This window comes from Polaromonas sp. P1_G4 (assembly GCF_056405475.1).
Map to the genome: position 1 here is coordinate 1 of NZ_JBFUCA010000400.1, position 4,034 is coordinate 4,034.

5 protein-coding genes are annotated in these 4,034 nt (G+C 60.5%); 2 read left to right on the forward strand and 3 right to left on the reverse strand.

The genetic code is table 11. The annotated features are described in order from the left end of the window. Nucleotides 1-123: 123 nt before the first annotated feature. A complete protein-coding gene (locus tag AC1D1X_RS17390) occupies nucleotides 124-339 on the forward strand; it encodes a glycine zipper 2TM domain-containing protein (RefSeq protein WP_477671137.1) in 216 nt (71 codons plus the stop codon). Between the two features lie 72 nt (nucleotides 340-411). Here the strand turns inward: AC1D1X_RS17390 and AC1D1X_RS17395 are convergent, their stop codons facing one another. The 3 genes from AC1D1X_RS17395 to AC1D1X_RS17405 all read right to left on the reverse strand — a co-directional run bounded on the left by AC1D1X_RS17395 (nucleotide 412) and on the right by AC1D1X_RS17405 (nucleotide 3,354). Beyond that, the gene (locus AC1D1X_RS17395; protein WP_477671229.1) at nucleotides 412-873 is read right to left on the reverse strand and encodes an aromatic-ring-hydroxylating dioxygenase subunit beta; all 462 of its coding nucleotides are present in this window, start codon (nucleotides 871-873) and stop codon (nucleotides 412-414) included. Nucleotides 874-902: 29 nt separating this feature from the next. Then, nucleotides 903-2,225, reverse strand: coding sequence for an SRPBCC family protein (locus tag AC1D1X_RS17400; protein ID WP_477698752.1), 1,323 nt, complete (start codon nucleotides 2,223-2,225; stop codon nucleotides 903-905). 118 nt (nucleotides 2,226-2,343) lie between these two features. Then, nucleotides 2,344-3,354 carry a PfkB family carbohydrate kinase gene (locus tag AC1D1X_RS17405; RefSeq protein WP_477671139.1) on the reverse strand — a complete coding sequence of 337 codons (1,011 nt, stop codon included), beginning with the start codon at nucleotides 3,352-3,354 and terminating at the stop codon, nucleotides 2,344-2,346. 118 nt (nucleotides 3,355-3,472) lie between these two features. Here AC1D1X_RS17405 and AC1D1X_RS17410 point away from each other — a divergent pair. Beyond that, nucleotides 3,473-4,034 (forward strand): substrate-binding domain-containing protein (locus AC1D1X_RS17410; protein WP_477698753.1); only part of this gene is annotated, 562 nt, incomplete at its 3' end.

Genomic DNA, 4,034 nt, shown 5'->3' on the forward strand with positions numbered 1-4,034 from the left:
CGGCAACTTTCTCCTACAACCTCCAAATATCCGTCCCCCTACAGTGAAATCACAGGCAAGGTCAGGACTTCACGATGTGAATACCCCAGCAAGAGCCTGAAACTCTGAGCAAAGGTGGACAAGATGAATACGAAATTGATGATGTCAGCAGTAGCAGCGGCGGCACTGATCGGCCTGGGTGGTTGCAGCACCAGCCCGACCAATGCACAGATAGGCACCGGTGTTGGTGCAGTCGCAGGTGGTGTCGTGGGCAATGCCGTTTTCGGCAGCACCCTGGGTACCGTAGGCGGCGCAGCAGCGGGCGCCCTGATCGGTAATGAAGTCGGGAAGAGGCGCTAGAAGAAACGCCAGACAACGCGGGCTCGGCACCTGCCGGGTGGGTACCGATTGCGCCGGCTATTTCTATTCCCTCTATACCGGATAGATCAGCGAGTTGAGGATCATCTCGCTGTCATACACACAAAGACGGCTCCTGAATTTCAGGACGCCGTCTTTTTTGATGATCTCGTCGATATAACGCCCGACGTTGTAGACCTCGCTCACCCCACCCGGCTTGGTGCGAAACACCGCGTAGTTGGCCTCGGCCTTGACGACATCGCCTTCTTCCGAGAGGATGCGCGCCGGGCTGACGATGTGGCGCATGTAGTAAGGCCCGTGATAGATCGTCTGCGTGACGCCATACACCCGATCCTTCATCATGCCCCGGCTTTCCAGCGCCATCAGGGCCAGCGGCAGGCCGCGGTCAAAATTCTCGCGGGCCTGCACCTTGTAATTGCCCTCCTCCACAAAGAATTCCGGCCACGCATCAAACCGCTTTTCGTCCAGCGCCGCCGCGTAGGCTGCGTTGAGCTGGTCCACCTCCAGTTGCAGCATCAGGCGCTGCAGTCCCTGTTCACTCGCCGTCATAGACCCATGACTTTCTTCCAGTAGGYATACATGCTGCGGATCAGGGTTTCGGTGACCATGTGCTCCGTCATCTCGGTGCCGGTGCCGCCCAGCTCGCACAGTGTTGAGCCGGTGTCGCAGGCCTGTGCAAAGCCGGCCTGGCTGAACTCGATCACTTCACCGTCATCCGCACTGACGAAACCGGCCGGTCCGAACAGGTTGGCCTGGCGCAGGCGGCGCTGCGTCATTTCGGGTGTGTCGTCGGCAAAGCCGAAGTGCGTCCAGATGAAATCAAACTCACCCTCCCCACGCGGCACGATGTGGCGTGTGCTCAGCGAATTGACCTGCTGCTGGATGATCAGGCTGGGAAACAGCGTGATCATGGTCACGGTGGGCGTGATGTCGCCGCCCGGGCTGGATGGGTCGGGCATCTTCCACCAAGGCTCGGGCACCACGTCCAGCAGGCGGTCGTCATGCAGGGCCATGTTGGCCTTGAACGAGGTCACGCCTTCGGTCACGGCGTCGTTCTGCCCACCCTCGTTGCGGCGCGAAATCATCACGGCATGGCGGCCCTCGCCGTCCATCACCATGCGGCTTTTCTGATCGGCACGCCAAAGGCCGAAGGTCACAAACCACGTGTGCAGCAGGCCGGGGTGGTAAGGGTCCTTGATGTTTTCCATCATCAGCTTCCAGTTGCCCGGAATGCGCTGGCGGTTGTAGCCCAGCAGCGTCAGCTTGCGCGCTCCGTCGGGGCCTTTGAAGATGCGGTCCAGCCACGGCGTGATCTGCGGGCCGAGATAGTCTTCCAGCGGTTCGGTGTCATCGCTGAAAGTGGCAAACACCAGGCCGTGCAGCACTGCGACTCGCAACTTGGTCAGCCCATGGTCCTTGAGATCGAACCCTTCGGGCATGCCGCCGTTGACGCAATCCCCCTCTTTCACGCCGTCCTTGAAAGGCAGCCCCGCCAGGTCGCCATTGAGCTTGTAGGTCCACTGGTGATACGGGCAGACAAAGCTGCGCGCATTGCCCTGCGGGTTCTGGCAAAAGCGCACGCCGCGGTGGGCGCAACGGTTTTCAACAACGCGTATGCCGTGGTCGGTGGCACGGTCTTTGGGTGCGATGCGATCCCGCACCATCAGCACCTGTCGTTCACCGACATGGCTGAGTTTGTAGTCGCCCACATTGGGAATCTCGGCCTCCAGGCCCACATAGCACCAGTGCGTGCCGTAAAAGATTTTTTCCAGCTCGCGCTGGTACAGCTGCGCATCGGTGTAGGCCCAAAAGGGCACGCGACTGGAGCCAGGGTCGCTCCAGCGTGACAGGGTATGAGGTGCGTTCATCTGAGTGTCTCCGGGTCCTGCAGCGTACCTGCGCACAGGATTTCGGACAGATAATACGCTTACTTACGATTTCCGACTTCTTTCCCTGATCTTTTCAGTAAGGCATCGGTAGCGGCCGTCAGTCAAATACGCAGGTTGCCTGTTCAATCCTGGCCTGCACTTCCGCCCCAGTCGGGGGCACACAGCCGCGTCGCATCACGCACAAGCTGGCACTGGCCATGGCGTGGGCCAGCAAGCTGCGTCCCACATCATCCGGTAGTGCCAGCAGGTCAGCAGTGCCAGTCACACCGTTTTTTCGCGCCAGCAAAGCGGCCATGAAACCGGCGAGAAAACAGTCGCCTGCACCCACGGTATCCACCACCGACAACGGCCGGGATTCGCGGGCGCGCCACCGCCGGCCATCGCTTGTCAACAGACAGGCTCCGTGCGGCCCCAGGGTCAGAACCAGCAAGCCGGCACCGCTCGTGCCGAGCAGATGCTGCGCCCGCGCAAATACATCAGCGCCAGGTATCGCCAGGCTTTCCAGGTCTTCATCGCTGACCTTGACGACGTCGGCGTGTTGCAGCGCAGCGTGCACGTTGCGCCTGTAGTCCTGCAGGTCCGGCATGACCGACGGCCGCAGGTTGGCATCCACCACCACCATGCTGCCCGCCTGATGCTGGGCACGCAGCCATGGCAGGTAGCGGCCCGCATCCTCGGGCGCGAGTGCCAGGGCACCGGTATACACCATCTCGAGCGCGGGGACGCGTTGACACGACTGGATCAGGCTGTCCGCCGTGACCGCACGGTCCGCCACATCCTGCCGGTAAAAAACGTAGTCGGGATGGCCTGCATCATTTAGCCCCACCACGGCCAGTGAGGTGCTTTGTGCCACAGGCTGTGGGCAGGCCAGCCGCACACCATCCCCGGTCAGCGCGGCAGCCAGCTGGCGGCCAAAGCGATCGCGCGACAAAGGGTTGAGGTACAGGGTGCTGACGCCCTGCCGGGCCAGCGCACGCGTCAGGTTGAAAACAGCGCCACCCGGGCAAGGTTCATAACGTCCGTCCGGTTGAACGATCAGGTCAATCAATGCCTCACCAGCGGTTGCAACTTGCAGCACTTTTTCAGGGTTTTTCTCAGGGTAATCCATAACTAAAACAACTTGATTTAATAACTCAAGCGCCACTATAGTTCACCAACACCCATCACTTATGGGTACTTTCCCGCGAACCCGGGCCTGAATGTCGATTCAACAAGGAGACCATTTCATGAAAAAGACCACCGCCCTCCTGGCACTGTCCAGCCTCGCCCTGGCCGCCACATCGGCCTTTGCAGCGGGCGAACCCGTGATCGGCCTGATTACAAAAACCGAAACCAACCCCTTCTTCGTCAAGATGAAGGAAGGTGCTGAAGCCGAGGCCAAAAAACTCGGCGCCAAGCTGCTGACCGCCGCCGGCAAATCCGACGGCGACACAGCAGGCCAGATCACCGCACTGGAAAACATGGCTGCCGGCGGCGCCAAAACCATTTTGATCACCGCCAGCGGCGACGCCATCAGCCCTACCGTCAAAAAACTCCAGGCCAAAGGCGTGCAGGTGATTGCACTGGACAGCCCTTTTGAAGGTGCCGATGCCCTGTTCGCCACCGACAACTACAAAGCCGGCGTTTTGATCGGCCAGTATGCGAAGGCGGCCATGGCCGGCAAACCTGCCAGGATTGTCACGATCGACCTGTTCCCAGGCCATCCGGTGGGGGCGCAGCGTCACAATGGGTTCATGAAGGGTTTCGGCCTGCCTGYGGCAGACGCGAAATCCAACGAGCTGTCCAAAG

Bases quoted from the DNA above. Each gene is read 5' to 3' on its own strand.
- AC1D1X_RS17395 (WP_477671229.1), bottom strand. From the start codon at position 873: ATGCTGCAACTGGAGGTGGACCAGCTCAACGCAGCCTACGCGGCGGCG.
- AC1D1X_RS17390 (WP_477671137.1), top strand. From the start codon at position 124: ATGAATACGAAATTGATGATGTCAGCAGTAGCAGCGGCGGCACTGATC.
- AC1D1X_RS17405 (WP_477671139.1), bottom strand. From the start codon at position 3,354: ATGGATTACCCTGAGAAAAACCCTGAAAAAGTGCTGCAAGTTGCAACC.